Source organism: Clostridium cellulovorans 743B (assembly GCF_000145275.1).
Lineage (GTDB): Bacteria > Bacillota > Clostridia > Clostridiales > Clostridiaceae > Clostridium_K > Clostridium_K cellulovorans.
Window position 1 is genome coordinate 187,450 of the sequence record NC_014393.1, and the last position, 22,541, is coordinate 209,990.

18 protein-coding genes and 3 rRNA genes are annotated in these 22,541 nt (G+C 33.9%); 15 read left to right on the forward strand and 6 right to left on the reverse strand.

Annotated features, from left to right (window positions below):
* The first annotated feature begins 4 nt into the window (after window positions 1-4).
* The 6 genes from CLOCEL_RS00735 to CLOCEL_RS00755 all read left to right on the forward strand — a co-directional run bounded on the left by CLOCEL_RS00735 (window position 5) and on the right by CLOCEL_RS00755 (window position 6,056).
* Window positions 5-1,213, forward strand: a complete 1,209-nt coding sequence (locus CLOCEL_RS00735) for an HD domain-containing protein (protein WP_010075358.1) — start codon at window positions 5-7, stop codon at window positions 1,211-1,213.
* A 529-nt stretch (window positions 1,214-1,742) separates the two neighbouring features.
* Window positions 1,743-2,210: a hypothetical protein gene (locus CLOCEL_RS00740; RefSeq protein ID WP_010075359.1), complete on the forward strand. Its 468-nt coding sequence runs from the start codon at window positions 1,743-1,745 to the stop codon at window positions 2,208-2,210.
* A 263-nt stretch (window positions 2,211-2,473) separates the two neighbouring features.
* Window positions 2,474-3,067, forward strand: a complete 594-nt coding sequence (locus tag CLOCEL_RS00745; protein WP_010075360.1) for a DUF1836 domain-containing protein — start codon at window positions 2,474-2,476, stop codon at window positions 3,065-3,067.
* Between the two features lie 53 nt (window positions 3,068-3,120).
* Window positions 3,121-3,279, forward strand: coding sequence for a YvrJ family protein (locus CLOCEL_RS22135; protein ID WP_010075361.1), 159 nt, complete (start codon window positions 3,121-3,123; stop codon window positions 3,277-3,279).
* 596 nt (window positions 3,280-3,875) lie between these two features.
* A complete protein-coding gene (locus CLOCEL_RS00750; RefSeq protein WP_010075362.1) occupies window positions 3,876-5,246 on the forward strand; it encodes a VanW family protein in 1,371 nt (456 codons plus the stop codon).
* 66 nt (window positions 5,247-5,312) lie between these two features.
* Entirely contained in the window at window positions 5,313-6,056 is a 744-nt protein-coding gene (locus CLOCEL_RS00755; RefSeq protein ID WP_010075363.1) for a peptidylprolyl isomerase, read from the forward strand.
* A gap of 173 nt (window positions 6,057-6,229) precedes the next feature.
* Here CLOCEL_RS00755 and CLOCEL_RS00760 read toward each other — a convergent pair whose 3' ends face one another.
* A complete protein-coding gene (locus CLOCEL_RS00760; protein WP_010075364.1) occupies window positions 6,230-6,670 on the reverse strand; it encodes a hypothetical protein in 441 nt (146 codons plus the stop codon).
* Window positions 6,671-7,156: 486 nt separating this feature from the next.
* On the opposite strand from CLOCEL_RS00760, the gene CLOCEL_RS00765 reads away from it, so the two are divergent.
* The 5 genes from CLOCEL_RS00765 (at window position 7,157) to CLOCEL_RS00785 (ending at window position 14,755) form a co-directional block, all read left to right on the forward strand.
* A 16S ribosomal RNA gene (locus CLOCEL_RS00765) occupies window positions 7,157-8,671 on the forward strand.
* 393 nt (window positions 8,672-9,064) lie between these two features.
* A 23S ribosomal RNA gene (locus CLOCEL_RS00770) occupies window positions 9,065-11,968 on the forward strand.
* Window positions 11,969-12,094: 126 nt separating this feature from the next.
* Window positions 12,095-12,211 (forward strand): 5S ribosomal RNA (rrf, locus tag CLOCEL_RS00775).
* Together the 16S, 23S and 5S rRNA genes form the textbook arrangement of a ribosomal RNA operon.
* A 986-nt stretch (window positions 12,212-13,197) precedes the next feature.
* Window positions 13,198-13,980 carry a motility protein A gene (locus CLOCEL_RS00780; protein ID WP_010075333.1) on the forward strand — a complete coding sequence of 261 codons (783 nt, stop codon included), beginning with the start codon at window positions 13,198-13,200 and terminating at the stop codon, window positions 13,978-13,980.
* Between the two features lie 4 nt (window positions 13,981-13,984).
* On the forward strand, window positions 13,985-14,755 hold the full coding sequence (locus CLOCEL_RS00785) for a flagellar motor protein MotB (protein ID WP_010075332.1): 771 nt from the start codon (window positions 13,985-13,987) through the stop codon (window positions 14,753-14,755).
* A gap of 471 nt (window positions 14,756-15,226) precedes the next feature.
* Here CLOCEL_RS00785 and trhA read toward each other — a convergent pair whose 3' ends face one another.
* Entirely contained in the window at window positions 15,227-15,871 is a 645-nt protein-coding gene (gene trhA / locus CLOCEL_RS00790) for a PAQR family membrane homeostasis protein TrhA (protein WP_010075331.1), read from the reverse strand.
* A 246-nt stretch (window positions 15,872-16,117) separates the two neighbouring features.
* Between trhA and CLOCEL_RS00795 the strand changes: the two genes are divergently transcribed.
* Window positions 16,118-16,690, forward strand: coding sequence for a DUF1836 domain-containing protein (locus tag CLOCEL_RS00795; RefSeq protein WP_010075330.1), 573 nt, complete (start codon window positions 16,118-16,120; stop codon window positions 16,688-16,690).
* A 730-nt stretch (window positions 16,691-17,420) separates the two neighbouring features.
* Here the strand turns inward: CLOCEL_RS00795 and ispF are convergent.
* Window positions 17,421-17,888 carry a 2-C-methyl-D-erythritol 2,4-cyclodiphosphate synthase gene (ispF, locus tag CLOCEL_RS00800; RefSeq protein WP_010075329.1) on the reverse strand — a complete coding sequence of 156 codons (468 nt, stop codon included), beginning with the start codon at window positions 17,886-17,888 and terminating at the stop codon, window positions 17,421-17,423.
* Window positions 17,889-18,324: 436 nt separating this feature from the next.
* On the opposite strand from ispF, the gene CLOCEL_RS23385 reads away from it, so the two are divergent.
* Window positions 18,325-18,510 carry a hypothetical protein gene (locus CLOCEL_RS23385; protein WP_207636319.1) on the forward strand — a complete coding sequence of 62 codons (186 nt, stop codon included), beginning with the start codon at window positions 18,325-18,327 and terminating at the stop codon, window positions 18,508-18,510.
* A gap of 127 nt (window positions 18,511-18,637) precedes the next feature.
* The gene (locus tag CLOCEL_RS00810; protein ID WP_010075327.1) at window positions 18,638-19,243 is read left to right on the forward strand and encodes a sortase; all 606 of its coding nucleotides are present in this window, start codon (window positions 18,638-18,640) and stop codon (window positions 19,241-19,243) included.
* Between the two features lie 460 nt (window positions 19,244-19,703).
* Here the strand turns inward: CLOCEL_RS00810 and CLOCEL_RS00815 are convergent, their stop codons facing one another.
* The 3 genes from CLOCEL_RS00815 to CLOCEL_RS00825 all read right to left on the reverse strand — a co-directional run bounded on the left by CLOCEL_RS00815 (window position 19,704) and on the right by CLOCEL_RS00825 (window position 21,657).
* Window positions 19,704-20,297 carry an anti-sigma-I factor RsgI family protein gene (locus CLOCEL_RS00815; protein ID WP_010075326.1) on the reverse strand — a complete coding sequence of 198 codons (594 nt, stop codon included), beginning with the start codon at window positions 20,295-20,297 and terminating at the stop codon, window positions 19,704-19,706.
* A complete protein-coding gene (locus tag CLOCEL_RS00820; RefSeq protein ID WP_010075325.1) occupies window positions 20,287-20,961 on the reverse strand; it encodes an RNA polymerase subunit sigma in 675 nt (224 codons plus the stop codon). The genes CLOCEL_RS00815 and CLOCEL_RS00820 overlap by 11 nt, the downstream gene beginning before the upstream one ends.
* 90 nt (window positions 20,962-21,051) lie before the next feature.
* The gene (locus CLOCEL_RS00825) at window positions 21,052-21,657 is read right to left on the reverse strand and encodes an ECF transporter S component (protein WP_010075324.1); all 606 of its coding nucleotides are present in this window, start codon (window positions 21,655-21,657) and stop codon (window positions 21,052-21,054) included.
* Window positions 21,658-21,963: 306 nt separating this feature from the next.
* On the opposite strand from CLOCEL_RS00825, the gene CLOCEL_RS00830 reads away from it, so the two are divergent.
* Complete coding sequence (locus tag CLOCEL_RS00830; RefSeq protein ID WP_010075323.1) at window positions 21,964-22,539, forward strand: nucleoside recognition domain-containing protein; 576 nt, start codon at window positions 21,964-21,966, stop codon at window positions 22,537-22,539.
* Window positions 22,540-22,541 lie beyond the last annotated feature (2 nt).

Genomic DNA, 22,541 nt, shown 5'->3' on the forward strand with positions numbered 1-22,541 from the left:
AGTTATGAAGGAAACTATACAGCTTTTAAAAAGTTATATGAAGAATAAAGAAGATAAAATATATATAGTTGGTGAATATGTTAGAGATAAGCTTAAGGATTCCTCCAAAGAGCCAAAAACACTTGACATAGTTGTTGATGGTAATGAAGCTTGTCTTATAAAATATCTAGAAGCCCACGAGTTTAAGTTTGATAAGTTAAAAGATAAGCAAAGAGGCCATAAGAAAACAAAAGAATCGGAAGAACTGTATATATGGACTAATAAAGGCCAAAATATAGAGGAGTATCTACAGGGAGTAGACTTTACTGTAAATGCCATTGCGTTAGATATAAAGGATAATAAAATGATTGATCCTTATAATGGTCGCAGAGATATAAAAAGTAAATTAGTTAATGAAGTGATGCAAGAGAGCATAAGTAAGGCACCGATAAGAATAATTACTGCTATAAAGTTATCTTTAGAAAATGGAATGCATTTAGGTGGTTTTACTGAAGAACATATAAGATTATATAAGGATAAGATCGATGAAAGTGATAAAGATGAATTGTATGAAGCTTTACTATCGCTTTTTAGTAAAGATTTATATGGTAATGCCATTGAGTTCTTAGATAGATATGAGATCCTTGAAAATATTTTTCCATATATAAAGGAAGCTAAAACTATCGGTAAATGCAAATATCATGTAGTAAATGCTTATACACATATGGAGATGACTTATAGGAATTTTAAAGACCTTATATCAGGCAGATTATCTTTAAATGGTATAAAAGATGTATTGATAGATAAACTTGTACAAAATTTCTCACTGTACGATTACATAGCTATATCAGCGTTTCTTCATGATATAGGAAAGTTTGCAGCATATAAAAAAGAGAATGGGCAAGTATCCTTTACAAATCATAATGAACTTGGAGCAAGGATAACAGAAGAGGCACTTAAAAAGTTAGGCTTTCCTAAAGAAGCTATAGAAATTATTACTACTATAATAGAAGGGCATATGCATCCTCTTAGGATATTTAAGGCTGGTGGGATGTCACAGAAAAAAGCTATAGAAGATTTCTTTAATAAGTATAAAGAAATTGCACCTATGATTATAGCTGTTTCGTTTTGTGATGTTTATGCTACTCTATCTCTTAAAGATGATGATAATCAGGAAGATGCTTTTAAAATTTTTATGGAGAATCTTATTCAGGAATATAGAACTTTTATATAGATGCTACATGCAAAGAAAAGCTATAAATTTAATCTGATTTCAACAATGGAACTTATAGATAGAATCAATTTTTTATTAGTAGGTTAATGAGATCATAAAATTAGTTATAAGTACGTAGAAATTAAATAAAAAGTTTAAATACATCACATGTAGCGCGAGAGTAAAAATAAAAATTTTACCAATAAATTCCGAAAGAATTCGTTGATAATTGCTAAAAAATAACAAAAAGTTTAAACAGTTTGTCCACATGGCCGATTTGGTATATGTGGATAACTTTTTTAATTTCTGGGAGAGATATTGATAAAACTAGGATAAAAGACCTTAGTTTATCCACAAAATTGTGGAGTAATACACATGTTCTTGTGGATAACTTTATGTTTATCCCCAAAACGTATAGATTGTGCACAGTTATAAATTTTGTTTGCAAAAAGGTCGTAGTCTAAAATAGTCGAAGGAAAAAATGTAAAAAATCTTGATGCGAACAAGTGTTTGGTGGTAGAATTTATAGTGAATGGGGGAGAAGTGAATTATGAGATGTGAATATATTGATAAGTTAATTAATGCATGTGCATTTGTACCAGATTATAAAGACAACATAGGAAAAGTAACAAAGATATATTTAAAGACCGGAGGCTGTTTTGTAACTCGCTATTCCATGAGAAAAGTTATTGATGATTTTTGTACAATTAATCTTACGGATATAAATAAGTTAAGAAAACTTAGCGCAGAGCTCATAGGTGGTAAAAATTTAAAACCTATATACGTAAGAAAGGGAGTTGTTATGATTCCTATAAAAACTACAAAACCACTAGTTGATGGTGATAAGTGTTTTGCATACGTAAATCTACACTGTATAGATGATTTGTATATGGATGAAAGTATAATACGGTTAAATAATGGGGAAGAGATATGTTATGTTGAAAGTGCCAATGCAGTAAAGCTTAGATTGGCAGAGGGTACTATATTACAAAATAAAGTTACATTAAAAGGTGTATAAAGTAAAGTTATTTAAGTGCTTTTGTATATGTTTATAATAATTGAAAATATGTGCATAATTATATATATGTAAATGCAAACAAAATACACATAGGTGTTGTGGTTAACTTGTAAGATGGTTAATAACACTGTATAATATTATTAATTTAAGATTTCCAAAACTAAAACTTGATTTATTACTAAAGCTGAAATTTTAGACGGTACTAATAATTCAAGAACTGATCAAGGAATTCTAAAGATATAAAAGCATTGGAGGTGAAGGTTATGGAAAACAAGGAGTCTATTTTAAATGACTTATTGAGTATATCCCAAAATGTAATTGATTCCAATATAATACCCTTTAGTGATTTACCGGAATATGATCTATTCTTATCACAAGTTGTAGATTATCTAAATGATAGATTTGAAGGTGAAGATTTTACTAATAATATAGTTCAAAATTATGTTAAAAATGAAGTTGTATCAAAACCTCAAGATGGTAAGAAAAGAGGTTATACAAAGGTTCATTTAACTGAACTAGTGCTTTTAGGGCACATGAGACCAATTTTAACTTCTGATGAGATTAAAAAAGTATTTAGATTGGCATTTAATGATATTAATGATAGAACTGATGATATAATCCCTTGGGAAAGTGCTTACAAATCATTTACAGAGATACAGAAAAATGCATTTAGTGATTTGCAGGAAAAGGGACTTGTAGATGAAGTTATGATAAAAGAGTTAATAAAGCCATTCCAATTAAATGAAAAAGAAACAGAAAGAATAGTTGTCTTTTTAACAGTTATGACTTTAATAGCTCAAGCTAGTGCAATAAAAAAATTAGCAAGAAAAATCATAGATGAGTATTCAGAGGAATAGGTGTAATTCTTAGCTATTTGCATATATGTAAGTAGTGAGAGGAGTGCCTGAATATGGACAATATTATTAATTTAATTGGAAATGTAGGGTTTCCCATAGCTATTTCTATCTATTTACTAGTACGAATAGAAGGCAAACTTGAAAGTCTTACTAATAGTATTAATGTTCTTTCTTCTGCTATTAATAGAATAGAGAATAATAAAAACTGCTGATAACTATCGGCGGTTTTTATTTTTACTAATCTAGCTATAGAATATTTTAGATTTTAAGAGTTATAAGTTTTGGAGTTGCAAAAAAATAAAAAACCTTTAGTTTTCGACTAAAGGTTACCCTTTTTAAAAGGGATATGAGTGAGTACGATATGGGGTAGCTAGTCCCATGAAATAAAGTTACGAATAAAATTATAAACGAATATGAGTTCAAGAGTTTTACTCTTGAGTTAATAGTATATTATCCAATAATAGATGTCAATAGCATATGTGAGCAAAGATGTAGCAAGGGTTTAGAGAAAACGATTACCTTTAAAAATTTTTTTTGAAAAGATAAAATCTACAAATTTCAAGTGAATATTTTCATAAAAAACAGCTATAAAATTTATAGAAAATCATAAATGGATAAGAAGTTTAGAAGCAATATTTTTAATTATAAAAAATATTGCTATACCTTTCTATTTAGATAGTATAATTGCATGGACAATGTATAATGATAGAACTAGAGAAAGATTAATTAAACCATAGATATGCTCTGGAAATTTCAACCTAAGATCTACAAAAGCACAAGTCATTCTAATTGAAAGGAGAGGAACAACATGGGGAAAAATAAGAATACCTTTATAATCAAACTAAGTATACTTAGTATTTGTGTAATATCTATAGCTGGGGTTTTCTTTATGAAGGTGAAAAGTACTGTTGAGAGATGGAATGACAAAATTTATCCCAGTGTTTATGTTGAAGATATAAATTTAGGTGGCAAGACAAAAGAAGAGGCTATAAAAGTTATGGAAGAACAGTATACAGAACCCTTTTCCCAGAGTGTGATTAAAATAAAGCTTGGGGACGTTATAAAGAATACGCAATTATCTAACTTTGAACCCAAATATAATTTAGAAGATACAGTTGCAAAAGCTTATGAATATGGTAAAAGTCAGAAAATGATGGATAAGTATTCTAAAATAAATAAACCTAGCATGAATCAATATGATATAGATTATGATTTTGATTATGATAAGATAGATAGATTTATAAGTTCTTTGGCTAGTGAAGTGAATCGAAATCCAAGGAATGCAACAGTTTCAAGTGTCAATGAAAGAGTTAGTGTAAATGAAGAAGAAAATGGATATAGAGTAGATACAAAAAAGCTTAAAGAAGATCTATTAGATTCTTTAAAAAATATAAAAAGTGAAGAAGTTTTTATAGAAGCAAAGGTTGATGTAATTAAGCCTACAATTACAAAAGAAAACTTAAAAATAATAGATACAAAGATATCTTCTTTTAGTAGTAATTATTCAATAAATGCTGAAGGGCGAGCAACAAATATAGAAATTGCTACAGAAAGCTTAAACGGACAAGTTGTTATGCCTGGGGATGAATTTAGTTTTAATAAAATTATAGGTGAAACAACTGCTGAGAAAGGATACAAACCAGCTACTGTAATAGTTGAAAATGAACTTAAAGAAGAAATAGGTGGGGGAATATGTCAAGTATCAACGACTTTATATAATAGCATCATACAATTAAATATTAAGTCTACGGAAAGACGAAATCATACATTAACTGTGGCATATGTACCAGTTGGAACCGACGCAGCAGTGTCTTATGGGTATATGGATTACAGATTTAAAAACACTCTAAAATATCCTCTATATATAGAAGGTATTGCAAATGAAGGAATTCTTACTTTTAATATTTATTCAAATTCAAAGGCTGTGCAAACTGATACTAGCTATCGACTTCGTAGTGAAGTCATAGAAACTATGCAACCTAAAGTTGAAACAGTCGAAGACGAAAAGCTTGAAGTAGGAGAGAAGAAAGAGTTACAAGCTGGATTGACAGGATATAAATCTGTAACCTATCTTGAAAAGGTTGTCAATGGGGCAGTAGTTTCAAAAGAAGTTATATCAAAAGACATATATAGCCCTACAGTTACAAAAATTGCCATAGGTAAACAAAAGGTTCATTGACCTTAATTTGTTATTAAGATATAATTAAAAATGATGAATAATTTACCAATTTTAAAGGAGAAAATTATGGATAATAAAGTATTAGCAGTGGTAAAAAATAAAGAGATAACAGAACAAAATATTAATGAATTAATAGTAAGAATGCCAGACCAACAAAGAATGTATTATGATACAGAACAAGGTAGAGCAAGATTATTAGAAGAATTAGTAAGCGTTGAAGTTTTTTATAACTATGCTTTAGAACTTAAATTAGATGAAAGTCCTGCATTTTTAGAACAATTAGAAGGTGCTAAAAGACAAATGCTATTCCCAATAGCAGCAGATGAAGTGACAAAAGATGTAGAAATAGCAGATCAAGATGTAGCTGATTTCTATAAAAATAATAGAGAATTATTTAAAAAACCAGAATTAGCTACAGCAAGTCATATATTAGTTGATTCAGAAGAAAAAGCACAAGAGATTAAAGCAGAGATAGAAGCTGGTCTTTCTTTTGCAGATGCCGCAGCTAAATATTCAACTTGTCCATCAAATCAAAGAGGCGGAGATCTTGGTCAATTCCAAAAAGGCCAAATGGTTCCTGAGTTTGAGGAAGTTGCATTCACTCTTCCTATAAATAAGTTAAGTGATCCAGTTAAAACTCAATTTGGATATCACTTAATAAAAGTTACTGATTTCCAACCAGAGATGATTCAAGATTTTGATGAAGTTCAGGTAGCTATAAAGGAAAAAATGTTACAAGATAGAAGACAATATAAATTCCTTGAAAAAGTTGATGAACTTAAGAAATTATATAATGTAGAGTATAAATAAGATAGGTAAAAATATTGAATCCCCTAGCTATAAATTTAGCTAGGGGATTATATATTTTGTCTACTAGATGCTTAAACTCTAGTAAGCTGTGGATATAGAAAGTTGGTAGCTATTTGATTAACTATGAAAATAGCTATAGTTATCTATTTGTTTAGCTACAAAAATAATTATATCTATTTACATCTTGGTTTAGGGCAACAAGGAACTCTATGCCAAGTACAATGTTTTACTATATAATATTTTCTATAGCATTTCTTTACTACATAATAAGGTTCATAGTAAGGGCCATAGCAACAGGTTTCACCTTTGCATTTGTCCTTTTTAGGTTTTTCATGACACTTTTCATATTCCTCATATTTTCCGTATTCTTTATTGTCTTCATAGTCTTCATAGTCTTTATCTTTTTTGTAGTCTTTACTTTTTTTATATTCATAGCAGTCATAATCTTTGTCTTCATAGTCTTTATCTTTTTTATATTCATAGCAGCCACAATCTTTGTCTCTAGAGTCTTTTTTTCCTTTGATTGTATAATCACTATCATTCATTTCATCATAATCATAATCTTCAATAGTGTAATCAAAGCAATCTTTATCTACATCTTTCTTGTATCCCATAAATTTCACCTCATATAGATTTTACTTATATAGATTTTATGACCTAATAATAAAGTATGTAAAAAAACAGTATTCGTGAATAGATACAAGCTATAATATGAGAATTTATAGTCATTTATTTAGGAATTAAGCATGTATACAACGACAACGGAGGCTAGTATGTCAACAGATGAAAAAGTTATTAACTTGAAGGAAAATTGAGTATTTAAAGAATAAATTCACTACAGGAGTATATTTGAGGCAAAATTCTCTTTGAATCATGATACAATAGTCCTTGTCGAAACGAGCACTAATAAGAATGTCAATAAACAATGAAAAAAGTTGTTGACAAAGAGTTTCGAAGCTGATATACTAAACAAGCTGTCGGATGACAGTAAGTAAGTTGAAAAAATGATTGATCTTTGAAAATTGAACAGAAGAACAAGACCAGACAAATTCTGAGGTTTTAAAATAAAAACCAAAGTCAAGATTTAAACTCAAACAATTTAAATTGAGAGTTTGATCCTGGCTCAGGACGAACGCTGGCGGCGTGCTTAACACATGCAAGTCGAGCGATGAAGCCCTTCGGGGTGGATTAGCGGCGGACGGGTGAGTAACACGTGGGCAACCTGCCTTATAGAGGGGGATAGCCTTCCGAAAGGAAGATTAATACCGCATAAAATGCAATTCTCGCATGAGAGATGTATCAAAGGAGCAATCCGCTATAAGATGGGCCCGCGGCGCATTAGCTAGTTGGTGAGGTAACGGCTCACCAAGGCGACGATGCGTAGCCGACCTGAGAGGGTGATCGGCCACATTGGAACTGAGACACGGTCCAGACTCCTACGGGAGGCAGCAGTGGGGAATATTGCACAATGGGGGAAACCCTGATGCAGCAACGCCGCGTGAGTGATGAAGGCCTTCGGGTTGTAAAACTCTTTGATTAGGGACGATAATGACGGTACCTAAAGAACAAGCCACGGCTAACTACGTGCCAGCAGCCGCGGTAATACGTAGGTGGCAAGCGTTGTCCGGATTTACTGGGCGTAAAGGATGTGTAGGCGGATTTTTAAGTGAGATGTGAAATACCCGAGCTCAACTTGGGTGCTGCATTTCAAACTGGAAGTCTAGAGTGCAGGAGAGGAAAGTGGAATTCCTAGTGTAGCGGTGAAATGCGTAGAGATTAGGAAGAACATCAGTGGCGAAGGCGACTTTCTGGACTGTAACTGACGCTGAGGCATGAAAGCGTGGGGAGCAAACAGGATTAGATACCCTGGTAGTCCACGCCGTAAACGATGAATACTAGGTGTAGGGGTTGTCATGACCTCTGTGCCGCCGCTAACGCATTAAGTATTCCGCCTGGGGAGTACGGTCGCAAGATTAAAACTCAAAGGAATTGACGGGGGCCCGCACAAGCAGCGGAGCATGTGGTTTAATTCGAAGCAACGCGAAGAACCTTACCTAGACTTGACATCTCCTGAATTACCCGTAACTGGGGAAGTTACCTCTTTGAGGTGACAGGAAGACAGGTGGTGCATGGTTGTCGTCAGCTCGTGTCGTGAGATGTTGGGTTAAGTCCCGCAACGAGCGCAACCCTTATTGTTAGTTGCTACCATTTAGTTGAGCACTCTAGCAAGACTGCCTGGGTTAACCAGGAGGAAGGTGGGGATGACGTCAAATCATCATGCCCCTTATGTCTAGGGCTACACACGTGCTACAATGGCGAGTACAACGAGACGCAAGACCGTGAGGTGGAGCAAATCTATAAAACTCGTCCCAGTTCGGATTGTAGGCTGAAACTCGCCTACATGAAGTTGGAGTTGCTAGTAATCGCGAATCAGCATGTCGCGGTGAATACGTTCCCGGGCCTTGTACACACCGCCCGTCACACCATGAGAGTCGGCAACACCCGAAGTCCGTGAGGTAACCGTAAGGAGCCAGCGGCCGAAGGTGGGGTCGATGATTGGGGTGAAGTCGTAACAAGGTAGCCGTAGGAGAACCTGCGGCTGGATCACCTCCTTTCTAAGGAAAATGACACAGTAGTTTTACTTGTAAGACACTGTGTCCACTGGGTCTTTCTTCTGTTCAATTTCCAGAGATCAAAGCCTAACGGCTAAGAGATTTGGAAGTCTTTTTTATGTAAAGCGAAAGCTTGTATAAAAAGGAAAAGTTGTTCTTTGAAAATTGCATAAGATATTAAAAACCAAGTAAAGTTATTTATATAAACTTTGTATAATTAAGACTAATTTAATTTGATAAGATTAACCGATAACGTGTTAATTAGACCAAATTAAAAAATTGATAGAACCAAGCAGTGCGAGGAACTGAAAACTCGAGGAAGCGGAGTTTACTTATGTAAATGAGCACCGCAGAGGCGAAAGTGACGAAGCAATGCGCAGGTTATAGCAATTTTTAGGTTAAGCTACAAAGGGCGTATGGTGAATGCCTTGGCACTAGGAGGCGAAGAAGGACGCGATAAGCTGCGATAAGCTTCGGGTAGGCGCAAATAGCCAGTGATCCGGAGATTTCCGAATGGGGAAACCTATGCATCAAACGATGTATATCCTGTAGTGAATACATAGCTACATGAAGCCACACCTGGGGAACTGAAACATCTAAGTACCCAGAGGAAGAGAAAGAAATTCGATTTCCTAAGTAGCGGCGAGCGAAAGGGAAAGAGCCCAAACCAGAGATTTATCTCTGGGGTTGTGGAATACTCATAAAAGCTAGAGTTTGTTATTCGAAGATAGCTGGAAAGCTAAGCCATAGAGGGTAATAGCCCCGTAGGAGAAAGCGAATGATAGCGAGAGTATATCCAGAGTACCACGAGACACGTGAAACCTTGTGGGAAGCAGGGAGGACCACCTCCCAAGGCTAAATACTACCTAGTGACCGATAGTGAAGAAGTACCGTGAGGGAAAGGTGAAAAGAACCCCGGAAGGGGAGTGAAATAGAACCTGAAACCGTATGCCTACAACCGGTCGAAGCACCATATGAGTGTGACGACGTGCTTTTTGTAGAACGAGCCAACGAGTTACGGTATGCAGCAAGGTTAAGTACTTAAGGTACGTAGCCGAAGGGAAACCAAGTGTGAACAGCGCGACTAGTTGCATGCCGTAGACCCGAAACCGGGTGACCTATCCATGGCCAGGTTGAAGCGAGGGTAAAACCTCGTGGAGGACCGAACCACATTGGTGTTGAAAAACCATGGGATGAGCTGTGGATAGCGGAGAAATTCCAATCGAACTCGGAGATAGCTGGTTCTCCTCGAAATAGCTTTAGGGCTAGCGTCGGGTAAAATGAGTAATGGAGGTAGAGCACTGAATGAGCTAGGGGCTGACAACAGTTACCGAACTCTATCAAACTCCGAATGCCATATACTTTTACCCCGGCAGTCAGACTGCGAATGATAAGGTCCGTAGTCAAAAGGGAAAAAGCCCAGACCATCAGCTAAGGTCCCCAAGTGTAAGTTAAGTGGAAAAGGATGTGGGATTTCTAAGACAACTAGGATGTTGGCTTAGAAGCAGCCACTCATTTAAAGAGTGCGTAATAGCTCACTAGTCAAGAGATCCTGCGCCGAAGATGTCCGGGGCTCAAACTTACCACCGAAGCTATGGACTCCGTAAGGAGTGGTAGAGGAGCTTTCTGTATGGGCAGAAGCAGTACCGGAAGGAGCTGTGGACTGTACAGAAGTGAGAATGTTGGCATAAGTAGCGAGAATTAAGTGAGAATCTTAATGGTCGAAAACCTAAGGTTTCCTGGGAAGGCTCGTCCGCCCAGGGTTAGTCGGGACCTAAGCTGAGGCCGAAAGGCGTAGGTGATGGACAATCGGTTGATATTCCGATACTACTATTAGCGTTATTATCGATGGGATGACGCAGGAGGATAGGGTGTGCCAACTATTGGATGTTGGTCTAAGCATTTAGGGGTGTACGTAGGCAAATCCGCGTGCTAATACTCTGAGGTGTGATGGGGAGCGAAATTTAGTAGCGAAGTACCTGATTCCACGCTGCCAAGAAAAGTCTCTAGAGAGCAAAATAGTACCCGTACCGCAAACCGACACAGGTAGGTGAGGAGAGAATCCTAAGACCAGCGGAAGAATTACAGTTAAGGAACTCGGCAAATTGACCCCGTAACTTCGGGAGAAGGGGTGCCTAGCGCAAGCTAGGCCGCAGAGAATAGGCCCAAGCAACTGTTTAGCAAAAACACAGGTCTCTGCTAAAGCGAAAGCTGATGTATAGGGGCTGACGCCTGCCCGGTGCTGGAAGGTTAAGGGGATTGCTTAGCGCAAGCGAAGGCATGAACTTAAGCCCCAGTAAACGGCGGCCGTAACTATAACGGTCCTAAGGTAGCGAAATTCCTTGTCGGGTAAGTTCCGACCCGCACGAATGGCGTAATGATTTGGGCACTGTCTCAACTGTAAATCCGGCGAAATTGTAGTGCAAGTGAAGATGCTTGCTACCCGCGATTGGACGGAAAGACCCCGTAGAGCTTTACTGTAGTTTAGCATTGAGTTTCGATATTGTCTGTACAGGATAGGTGGGAGACTGGGAAGTAGGGCCGTCAGGTTCTATGGAGTCAACCTTGGGATACCACCCTGACAGTATTGGGATTCTAACGGAAACCTATGAATCTGGGTGCCGGACATTGTTAGATGGGCAGTTTGACTGGGGCGGTCGCCTCCAAAAAAGTAACGGAGGCGCCCAAAGGTTCCCTCAGAACGGTCGGAAATCGTTCGAAGAGTGCAAAGGCAGAAGGGAGCCTGACTGCGACACCTACAAGTGGAGCAGGGACGAAAGTCGGGCTTAGTGATCCGGTGGTTCCTCGTGGGAGGGCCATCGCTCAACGGATAAAAGCTACCTCGGGGATAACAGGCTGATCTCCCCCAAGAGTCCACATCGACGGGGAGGTTTGGCACCTCGATGTCGGCTCGTCGCATCCTGGGGCTGGAGAAGGTCCCAAGGGTTGGGCTGTTCGCCCATTAAAGCGGCACGCGAGCTGGGTTCAGAACGTCGTGAGACAGTTCGGTCCCTATCCGTCGCGGGCGTAGGAAATTTGAGAGGAGCTGTCCTTAGTACGAGAGGACCGGGATGGACTGACCTCTGGTGTACCAGTTGTTCCGCCAGGAGCATGGCTGGGTAGCTATGTCGGGAAGGGATAAACGCTGAAAGCATCTAAGCGTGAAGCCCACCTCAAGATTAGATTTCCCATAGCGTAAGCTAGTAAGATCCCTTGAAGAACACAAGGTTGATAGGTGAGGGGTGTAAGCATGGTAACATGTTCAGCTGACTCATACTAATAGATCGAGGGCTTAACCTAAACAAAGTTTTTAATATCTATGCAATTTTCAGAGAACACTCTGATTTAAAGTAAGCTTTAATTAAAGAATTATCTGAGGTTGGAGTTTGCGATATATAGTAAATTAGATAAAAAATCTAATTTTAATCCAGTGATTATGCCTGGTAGGTAACACCCGTTCCCATTCCGAACACGACGGTTAAGCTACTAAGGGCCGATGATACTGCAGGAGAGGTCTTGTGGGAAAGTAGGTTGTCGCTGGGTTTTTTATTTTTTGATTAATAGTATTATTCCATATATTCATTGAAAATTTTAGGTATGTATGAATATTTTTCTTGATATCGTTAGATCCCAAGGCAATAAATTTAAAAGAATAGCTTTAGTTATATCTGTGCATATGTATAATAATGATAAAGAATTTTACAATGATAATGAAGAAACTCCATAATAATGATGGTGTAAATAATAATTAAGAACCCTTGCAATGTTGCTAGCATCAACAAAAGTTGAGAGTTTTTATGATATTAATGATGAACTTAGCAATCATAGTAGTAATAAGAAATTTAATGATGTTAGATAAGTAAAAGCTGTTGATAAATTCAATAGCTTTTTTCTGTACAATAACTGGTTTTATAGTTAGAATATTGATATAATTGTATGGTGTTGAATTATTATAATTAGAAATATAATAAGGTTATAAATAATAGGAGTATTTTTTTATAAATTAATAGTTTAATATTTTTATAATTAATAGTATAATATTGTTATAATGAATATTATAATGCTGTTATAATTAATAATATAAGTTTTAGAATAATGTACGAATATTGATAGAAAATTGATATATTTAGAAAAATAGCAAGAAATTATCCTGCTAATAGCTTCTTAGCGGAAGATTTCCGAGGTTTTTTATGCTTTAAATTTGTTTATTTATTTAAAAACTCTTTCGTTATCATATTAAATATTTACCAATAAGTTCGATAAATAAGATGTAGGGTAAATTTAGATATTCATATATCTTATTCAGCCAGAATTAAACTTATTCAATAAATGTTTTATTGTTAATAAAAACAAACGATTAAAGTGATGAACAAGTTTAAATTTATATATGGTTATCTATAGCCTATACATATTCTAAACTTTATATATTTTTATTTATATGAAGAAATCTCATACGTATTATCTGCTTTGGATGAGGTTTGAAAACAACTTGATTAAAACTTATATTATTTAATCTCAGGGGGGAAGTTATGGATATTTTTACAATTGTAAGTTTGATTTTTGCCTTTGGTTCGCTAATTGTAGGGTTCTTATTGGAAGAAGGACAACTTAGTGCATTAGTTCAAGTTTCTGCATTCATAATAATATTTGGAGGAACGTTTGGAGCAGTAGCTGTATCATTTCCAGGAAGGATTTTCAAGAAGTTTCCTAAGGTACTAGCTATAGCGTTTAAGAAAAGGGACAGTAAGATTGGAGAAAATATAAGATATTTTAAAGAGATATCAATAAGAACTAGAAGAGAAGGTCTTCTAATCCTAGAAGGAGAAGTTACAAATGATGGGATTGACCCATTTATAAAAAAGGGATTTCAGTTAGCTGCCGATGGAACTGAACAATCTGTAATTCAAGGTATTTTAGAAACTGAATTAGAGCAAATGGCAGATAGACATGATGAAGGAATCGAAATGTTCTCAGCAGCAGGTGGTTATTCCCCTACAATGGGTATCATTGGTACAGTAATGGGATTACTTCAAGTAGTTGCAAACTTAGATGATCCTTTAGCGTTGGGTGTTAAGATTGCAGCAGCATTTATGGCGACCTTATATGGTATTGCTATGGCTAACTTATTCTGGTTACCAATTGCAAATAAATTAAAAATGTTAAATAAAGAAGAAATCAATGAAAAACAAATGATAATAGAAGCTGTATTACTTATACAACAAGGATCTAACACAAATTCATTAGTTAGTAAGCTTGAAGGTTATATGCTAGATGATGATAAAAAATCATTATTAGAAGATAAGCAGGTATAGGATTATGAAGAAAAGGGAAAAAAAGCAAGATAATCATGAAAGATGGTTGTTAACATATTCAGATTTGATAACATTGCTTATGGCGTTGTTCGTTATATTATATGCTACTTCTAGAGTTGATCCTATGAAATTTAATCAACTTGCATACTCTCTTCAAGTAGCTCTTGGAACTTCCCCTAGTGGTGGTGCAGGAGTGCTGGATGGTGGACAAGGATTAGATATGGCGACATTGTCACAAGCTGTTAAAGATGCCGCTTCTAAAAGCGCTGAGCTTGACTATGAGAAACTTGAAGCAGAGAAGTTAACTAAGGTTAAAGAGCAGGTAGATAAGTTAATTGCTGAATCTGAACTAAATGGTAGCGCTACTACGGCTATAGAAGAAAGAGGGCTTGTAATAACCGTTAAAGATAACCTCTTTTTTGATAGCGGAAAAGCAACTGTTAAGGAGCAATATAAGAGACAATTAAATGCACTATCAAAAATTCTTTCTAGTATAGATAATTATGTTAGAGTAGAAGGACACACTGATAATGTGCCAATTAAAACTCCATATTTTAATTCTAACTGGCAACTATCTTCAATTAGAGCATCTAATGTTGTTGAAATTTTTGCTACTGAATGTGGATTAAATCCAAATAGGTTGTTACCTGTTGGATATGGAGAGTATAGACCTATTGCAACTAATGCTACAGAGGAAGGCAGAGCAGCTAATAGAAGAGTTGATATTGTAATTTTAAATAGTAAGTTCAATGATTCTGAAGTTAAGCAAAGATAAGCTTTTGTATATATAAGATCTTTGTTGAAACATATATTTTGACCCTTATAAAATATATGATAAAACACCTAGGTTATTTAAGACTTAGGTGTTTTTATTTATTATATATCCCATAAGGCTATTATATGTTTCTTTAGAGCTATATCTAGGAATTTAGGAGCATATGGAGCCTTAGGAATCTATTTTATTAGAAAAAGTATATATAAGATTCAATAAAGCTAATTCATCACTTATCACATGTTATAACCATTAAATAAAGTTTTGGACGTAATTTCATTTTCTTAACTTATGTATAATTCAAGTTATTTAATTATAGGCAATCACATGAAAAATACGAAACAGTGGATTTTGAAAAAGGCAAATATAAAAAACCTACATCTTGAGAATTCTATCACAAGATGTAGGTAATGTTTTTTATTTCATTATAGCGATAAATACATATTTAAATGTAGTAACTATTTTTAGTAAAGGTTATATTAAGTATATAAAAACCATTAAATAGTGACTTAGACTACCTAGTAAAACAAATATATGGAATACCTCATGGGCTCCAAAAGTTCTTCTAGTGTTTCCTTTTTCTAATTGATAGAATACTGCTCCTACGGTGTATAAAACACCACCAGCGATTAAAAGTGTTACTGCCCATACTGATATGGCTCCAAGAAGCTTTGGTATAAGAAAAACAGCTAACCAACCCATTCCTATATAAGATAAAGTTGATATCCAGCGAGGTCCTTTAAAGTAAAACAGCTTCATCAATACTCCGATTAAAGCTAATCCCCAAATAGTTGCAAAGATAATCCATCTAAGCTTACCTTGTAGTACAGTTAAGCATACAGGTGAGTATGTTCCTGCTATAAGCACATAAATCATAGAATGATCCAATTTTCTTAGATAAAATATTATTGTATCCCTAGCAACAGCTAAATGATATATTGAGCTTGCTGAGTATAAAAGAATTAGACTTACTCCAAATAGTATTACTCCGATAAGAGCTAAAGATGATGAAGAGCTATTTGATAGTGTCTTTGTTATAAGTATTAACATACCAATCAATGATACTATGGCGCCTCCTAAATGAGTGAAGCCGCTTACTGGTTCTCTGAAATGTTTCATAATATAAATCACTCCTAAATTTTAGTTAACTACTGTACGTAGTATTTAAAGCTACATCTTATGATAATTATATTATAATCCTTATTCTAGAAATTGCCACTAAACTTTCCTTCAAAATCCGGCGAATAGATAAAATAGCCTTTATTAGCTTCAAATTCCTCCAATATCCTTTATCACAACACGTAGTTTTAAAAACTATATGTTAGTGGTATAATGTATATATACGAACAACGAAAGGAAGATATGATGGAATTTGATAAGGAACAAATCATTAGCTTGGTAAATGAATTAAATTTGAAAGAAAATATAGATCCTAAGGATATACCAGCACTTGACTTATACATGGATCAAGTTATAACTCTTTTTGAAAATGGTTTAGTTTCTTCAAAACGTAACGATGAAGAAAAGATACTTACAAAAACCATGATAAATAATTATAGTAAAGCCAATTTATTTATGCCCGTAAAGAACAAAAAATATTCTAGAGAACATATTATTTTAATGATACTTATATATAAGCTTAAGCAAAGCCTTAGTATAACAGACATAAAACAAGTTCTTGAAGACATAGTTAAAGATCAACAGGGGGATAAAAGTTTAGATTTAATTGAAATCTATTCAGCACTTATAGATATTAATAATATTGAAGTTGACGAACAGGAAACTGTTTTAGCAAGGATACTTGATAAGATTGAAGAAACTACAGCTAATAATAGCGAATATGAAAAGAGACTTATAACGGTGTTAGCACTTATAAATTTTGCAAATATTCAAAAGAGAATTGTTGAGAAACTAATAGATACATATTTTAAAAAATAATTTATATATGTGAATAAATTTAGTATAGTTGTCAATAATTCAGATGATAAACTATTTTCATAATTGTTTTCCCCTACTTTTACACCCTAGACATATCAATGGTTCTAGGGTGTGTTTTTTTGTTTTTATATCAAAATGACAACAAAACCTCAACATTTTGCATGCCAAATTGATACCCCTTTTAGCTTGGTTATTGCCATAGATTGTATATTAGGAAGGCTATGAGTATATTTTTTAAATATTATATTAACCTTGGCAATCATCAGTTCTTTTTGTTGAGAACTAAGTAATCAAAATATATAAATATATTCTACTAGGAATTCCTAGGCTAATAGCACTGTTGGTAGTTTCTCATAAAAATAAAAAAGCCAGCTTTCAATAGCTGACTTTTTATTATAGTACGGGAACTAATAACTAGTTAAGTGAGTATTTTTACTATAGATATTCTTATTAAAATCTATATTATTTTATCAACTATATAAGTTGAATTATTGAAAATACATTAAGGTTCTAGAGAACTATTGAAAAAACCAATGTATTCTAGCAATGTTTCATGTGTCCAAAACCCATTAATTCACTTTTTCTATTGAGAAAATAATGTATTTTAGCAACAATGTTTATCAGAACATGTATTTAAGTTAATATAGAAAATCATTGGAACTTACATATTGTTAGGTAATACGAAAAAATGAATTAAGATATAGATAATTACAAGTGCAAAATTTATGGACTAAACTAGGAGGCATATACTTTGGCTTGAAATACCCTGCCCTAAGCCAGTAAAGCCTAAACCCTCTTCTGTAGTAGCCTTTACATTTATGTTATCTATAGATATATCCAAGGCTTCACTGATGTTTTTTCTCATTTCTGTTATATGAGGTGCCATTTTTGGGGCTTGCGCCACAATAGTTGCATCAATGTTTCCAATACTAAAGTTATTGTCTTTAAGTAATTTCCCAACCTCTTCAAGAAGTTTTATACTAGATATTCCTTTATACTTTGCGTCTGTATCAGGAAAATGCTTTCCTATATCTCCTAAGGCTGCAGCTCCAAGCAAACTGTCCATTATTGCATGAAGGAGAACATCAGCGTCAGAATGTCCTAGAAGGCCTTTAGCATATGGGATGGTTACTCCACCGATAATAAGGTCCCTTCCTCCTACTAACTTATGAACATCGTAACCCATACCAATTCTCATAAAATAAAATCCTCCCTATGTTTTATGATTAGTCAAACTTTTGTATATTGCTATAGATAGCCACAATCAATAAGCCTTTTACTTTATTTTAAATATACTGCATTACCTCTTTGCTGTAGTAGCAAAAAGAGTTTTCAATATCTTTAGTTATGGCTGTAAGTATCTATAGTCGCTTCTATATAGTTTATTTAACAATAAATATATTATAACTATAGGCATACATAAGAGCAAGGATTGTGGAAATTATATACTATATGATGAGAAAAATATGGACATATGTAGGAGCGGTAATTATTAAATTATATGGCCATTATAAAAGAATTGCTAAATTTTAAAGAAAAGTAGTTAGGAAGCATAAATAGGAATAGCATAGATGCATATTCCTTTGATTATCGAAGTAGGGGAATTGAAGGATAAATAAAAACGCACTAAGATTGTGCGTTTAAAAACAAATATTTACTTTATGCGGACATTAGGTGAATTTTTATGTTTTGATGAAACACGTATTTTTTTTATCTTATTTGATATGAATGTTTTAATTTTACTTATAAATTTTACTTTTGAAGCTTTAGGAGATTTTTTCTTTGAGGTTGTGCGAGATGGTTTTGAGAAATCTACATAAATTACATTATTCTTCATGATCTATCACCTCTATAAAGATATTTTACTATAAAAAATATATTATGTAAACGTTGTACTAGTGTTAATTATGATATAATTATATACATAATTAAAGGGGGTGATGCTAATTGGAGAAAAAAAATAAAAAAAATATTTGGTTTATAGTTGGAATCATTTTAGCAGTTGTCGGTGTTATTATCATATTATCAGCAATCTATATGAATTTCAAAGGTAAGCTGGAAAATGACAAAATGATTTCCAATTTTGAAAAAAAGTTGGAACAGGTTAAGGACAATAATGAAAAAGTTGAAATAAAGGAACAACAGGATGTTATCGAAGAAGGCACTATCGGTATAATGCAAATTCCTAAAATTGGTCTTAAGGTTGCAGTCGGTGAAGGAACAGATATGGAAACTTTAAAGTATGCTGTAGGACACTTTAAAGATACTGCTTTACCTGGAGAACTAGGGAACTTTGCTGTTGCTGGACATAGAAGCTATACTTACAATGAGTTTTTTAATAGGCTCGATGAAGTTACAACTGGTGATAAAATACTCGTTAAAACCTTAAAGGGTACTTTTACTTATGAAGTTACTGGAACAGAGGTTGTTGAGCCTACACAGGTTGAAGTATTAAACAAAACTGATAACGCCACGGTAACATTAGTCACATGCACACCTATAAGAACTGCGACACACAGATTAATAATCAAAGGTGTACTTGTGAATAACTAAAATCCTTTGTGTAAATATATGCAACTTATCCACAAGTTATTAACAAACCTGTGGACAATGTTGATAAGTAGTAGTATGATAGACGTACAATTTAGGTATGATAAGAAACAAGCTATACTATTTTCTAAGTAGTATAGCTTGTTTTAATTTTGTGGTTTAATTATAATACATTTAATAAAAAAAACATTTAAGTGATATACTTTAAGTGATTTTGTTAGCATAACCTTGGAATTTACAAGGATTTACAGTTGAAAATTCTTAAAATTATCCAGTAGTTGTCCATAGCTTTTCAACATCAGCTTAACAAGTTATGCACAGGGTAAATGTGGACAATGTGTATAACTCGGATAAAACAGATAAAAGAAATGGCTATATATTCTACTGAGTTAACAGAATATAGCCATTTTTACATATAAAATAACATCTTATACACAGCATAGTTGTGGATAATGTGGATAAGTTACTTGTATTGTGAATTATATATTACGTTTCCCTTATTATTTATGTGGATAATATAAGGTGAACTTTTAATAGTATTTAAAAAGGACGTAATATCTATATTAGCTTCTGAATCTATATTCACTCTATATATTTGTTTAGCTTCTGCAAAATACTGATCGATTATTCGATTTTTTATTGCACCATCATATAAAATATTTAAAGATTCATCGAGGGTTGTACCTTTCACACGTACAGACGTTAAAAGTTTATCACCTTCAGAATTTAGCGCTATAGCTTTAACAACCTTGTTATACCTGTTAATAGAAAGAGTTACTTGAGCAGATGCTTCTATGTAAACTGTAGTAGTAGGGGTATAGTAAAGGTATGAGCATATAATTAGCGAAATTGTTATTATAAAGGTAATAATCAATACAGGAGTCTTGTACTTTCTGAAATAATAGCCAGATGGCTTTGTTTCAAGAAAGGTACCATGATATATTTCTCCAATCAATGGCGTTAGAGATCCTATTTTTATTTTAATTACGTAACCATTTGAATCCAAAGCTATAACATATTTTCTGCGTATTTTTAGTACTAAGCCGCTAACTAACATTCTTCACTATCCTTATATCTAAATATGCTCTTAGATAGAAATAGTCATCTATGCTAAATAGTAAAAAAAGAGCCAAAATGTACTTTTTTAAGGATCTAATTTTTGACGCAGGAATATGAAAATTTTTTGCCAAATGATTTATCGGTAATGAATGCTTTGATTGTATATGGTTCTGTGCTGATGTATTTCTGATACAGTAAAATGCTAAGTTTAGTGATAAGTTTTTATCTTCTGTATTTTGTGGGGCTCCAGATGAAAAAGCTGCAAAAGAAATTTTATAATTCTTCAATTCTTCTTGGAACAATGCTATTTCTGCACTGATAAGCTCCCTATACTTTTCTGTTTCCTCAAAGGTTAGTGTATCTAAGGTTGCTTTTAACGGCGAGTTTTCTTCTATAAATTCAAAATTGTTGTTAAGACCTATTAAATATGAAATCACTGTATTTTTTACGTGAGTTCTAGAGTACATGGTGAAAGCCCCCATCTCTTGGTCAAAACTACCAAAGCAATGATTCATAGCGATTAAGGCTATATCAACTGCAGGATCTTTATTCCAATTGATTTCATGATTGAAAATCTCGCCTAAAAGCTTTTGAAGAAAAAACTTACTGTCCTTTAGCTTTTCTATTTTTGTATTAGGTACAGTTATTGGTGTATCATCCATGTCATCACCCCTTTAACTTATATTATTGCAAATTTTTTATCAATAGACAATTAAGAATCGACAATAACTATAAATTAATGGTGTTAAATTTTATTTCTTTACTAATTTTATTGCCAGTACTATAGGTATTGTAATTAGTACAGAAATAATAGCTTCAATTATACCATTAGTACTTGCTACAGCTATAAGAGCTGAACCTACTTGTTTAACTGATGAAACCTTATAGATTTCGAATAATCTATCAGCATATAGAAAATACATTAAAGAAAGTACTAGTGCTGTATTGGTAAGAGAGCCAAAAAAAGCTCCCACTCCAGCAGAAATTTTATTGTTTTTAAATAGTTTTATGGCACCAACATAGACATAGTAAGAAACTATACCGATTAATACCCTTGGAAGTACTGAGACTATTGGATTCCAAAATACAAAGGAAGCAGCAGTTGGGTTTACCAGATTGTTTATTAAACTAAATAAACCAAACATTAAACCGATTAAAGCGCCAACAATAGGTCCTTCTATAATAGCACCGATGATTACAGGAATGTGCATTATGGTAGCTTTTACTGGACCTACAGGGATAAAGCCATAGCCTGTGATACCTAAAATAATGCAGATAGCTGAGAGCATTCCCACAGTTGTTAGTTGTCTTGTCCCTAATTTTCTTGTGGAATTAGAAAGTTTTTTTTCATTGATCATAATAATCCTCCGTTCTTGTTCGAAATGATACAAGTCGTTAAAAATTTAACAAAAAAATCATGTTCGGTTCTAGAAAAGATACCGACATATCTATATTAACACCATTGCAGATAGAAGTGAATAATTTTTTTGTACGAAATTTTCTCTAGATTTCGTATTATTACTACATTTTTGACAAGTATTTCTATAGTGGGGGTTAGAGCGTTTGTTTTTAATAGCTTTGTTTAGAAAATAACGAAGTTTCACTTAGAATTTGTTCCTTCTTTCTTGCATATACTTTAGAGAATTACTGTAGGCGGAGGAGTTATGATTAATTATATATGGTTTGGGTTGATAGCAATTGGGATTTTTCTTGGCATTGCAAAGGGTGATGGTGAAGCCTTATCAAAGGCGATAATAGGATCTACAGAAAATACTGTTGCTCTTATAATAGGGCTCACAGGGATAATGTGTCTTTGGTGTGGAGTTATGCGAATTGCAGAAAAAAGTGGGCTTACAAATAAAATTTCAAAGGCTTTATTGCCCGTATTAAGGATTATTTTTAAGGATGCTTCTAAAAGTGAAAATGCTATGGGTGCTATGGTTATGAACATAACTTCTAATATGATGGGACTTTCTAATGCGGCAACTCCTTTTGGTATCAAGGCAATAGTGGAGCTAGATAAAATAAATCCTAAAAAAGGTGTGGCAACCAATGATATGGCTTTGTTCCTGGTACTTAATTCTGCTTGTGTACAGTTTGTTCCTACTACTATAATTTCTCTAAGAGCTGCGGAAGGTTCTAAGAATCCAGCACTTATAATAATTCCAGCCTTTATAGCATCATTGTCAGCGGCAATACTTGGAATAGTATATTGTAAAATATTACAGAGGTATTTTTAATT

Excerpts from the sequence above, each read along its gene's own strand:
- CLOCEL_RS00735 (WP_010075358.1), top strand. The coding sequence starts at position 5 with ATGAAGGAAACTATACAGCTTTTAAAAAGTTATATGAAGAATAAAGAA.
- CLOCEL_RS00740 (WP_010075359.1), top strand. The coding sequence starts at position 1,743 with ATGAGATGTGAATATATTGATAAGTTAATTAATGCATGTGCATTTGTA.
- CLOCEL_RS00745 (WP_010075360.1), top strand. The coding sequence starts at position 2,474 with ATGGAAAACAAGGAGTCTATTTTAAATGACTTATTGAGTATATCCCAA.
- CLOCEL_RS22135 (WP_010075361.1), top strand. The coding sequence starts at position 3,121 with ATGGACAATATTATTAATTTAATTGGAAATGTAGGGTTTCCCATAGCT.
- CLOCEL_RS00750 (WP_010075362.1), top strand. The coding sequence starts at position 3,876 with ATGGGGAAAAATAAGAATACCTTTATAATCAAACTAAGTATACTTAGT.
- CLOCEL_RS00755 (WP_010075363.1), top strand. The coding sequence starts at position 5,313 with ATGGATAATAAAGTATTAGCAGTGGTAAAAAATAAAGAGATAACAGAA.
- CLOCEL_RS00760 (WP_010075364.1), bottom strand. The coding sequence starts at position 6,670 with ATGGGATACAAGAAAGATGTAGATAAAGATTGCTTTGATTACACTATT.
- CLOCEL_RS00780 (WP_010075333.1), top strand. The coding sequence starts at position 13,198 with ATGGATATTTTTACAATTGTAAGTTTGATTTTTGCCTTTGGTTCGCTA.
- CLOCEL_RS00785 (WP_010075332.1), top strand. The coding sequence starts at position 13,985 with ATGAAGAAAAGGGAAAAAAAGCAAGATAATCATGAAAGATGGTTGTTA.
- trhA (WP_010075331.1), bottom strand. The coding sequence starts at position 15,871 with ATGAAACATTTCAGAGAACCAGTAAGCGGCTTCACTCATTTAGGAGGC.
- CLOCEL_RS00795 (WP_010075330.1), top strand. The coding sequence starts at position 16,118 with ATGGAATTTGATAAGGAACAAATCATTAGCTTGGTAAATGAATTAAAT.
- ispF (WP_010075329.1), bottom strand. The coding sequence starts at position 17,888 with ATGAGAATTGGTATGGGTTACGATGTTCATAAGTTAGTAGGAGGAAGG.
- CLOCEL_RS00815 (WP_010075326.1), bottom strand. The coding sequence starts at position 20,297 with ATGTTAGTTAGCGGCTTAGTACTAAAAATACGCAGAAAATATGTTATA.
- CLOCEL_RS00820 (WP_010075325.1), bottom strand. The coding sequence starts at position 20,961 with ATGGATGATACACCAATAACTGTACCTAATACAAAAATAGAAAAGCTA.
- CLOCEL_RS00825 (WP_010075324.1), bottom strand. The coding sequence starts at position 21,657 with ATGATCAATGAAAAAAAACTTTCTAATTCCACAAGAAAATTAGGGACA.
- CLOCEL_RS00830 (WP_010075323.1), top strand. The coding sequence starts at position 21,964 with ATGATTAATTATATATGGTTTGGGTTGATAGCAATTGGGATTTTTCTT.